The organism is Xenorhabdus indica (assembly GCF_014467235.1).
Classification (GTDB): Bacteria; Pseudomonadota; Gammaproteobacteria; order Enterobacterales; family Enterobacteriaceae; genus Xenorhabdus; species Xenorhabdus indica.
On sequence record NZ_NKHP01000128.1, the window covers coordinates 1 to 369 of the forward strand.

Genomic DNA, 369 nt, shown 5'->3' on the forward strand with positions numbered 1-369 from the left:
ACTCTTAGTGTGCGTTGAAGAATTTATGACCGCCTTTTCATCAGGGCAACAGCCGGGAGTGAGAAAAATGAGTGTATCGTTATTATGAAAGCTTATTTACACTTTGAATAATTACAAATTACTACCCGCTCTAATATCAATACTGAGAACACTTAATTTGACGGAATCAGCAAAACAATTAAATGTGACACAAGGTCACGTATTCAATCCGTTGATTTGTGTTAAACATAGTATTCACGTTCAATGAAAGTCCCGATGACTTTATCATGCATTTTCGGTGACTTAGAATAACCCAACGTTTTACGATTGAGTCGCTTAAGTCGGTTGCGCAACGTCAAATTCTCCCGCTCAATACGTTGAGTGAAGGTT

The 369-nt window shown here is 37.9% G+C and carries 1 protein-coding gene; it reads right to left on the minus strand.

Annotation, left to right across the window (positions count from 1 at the left end; all coding sequences use genetic code 11):
* Positions 1-221 precede the first annotated feature (221 nt).
* The coding region (locus Xind_RS19820) for an IS1 family transposase (protein ID WP_222941735.1) at positions 222-369 on the minus strand (148 nt) is incomplete at its 5' end.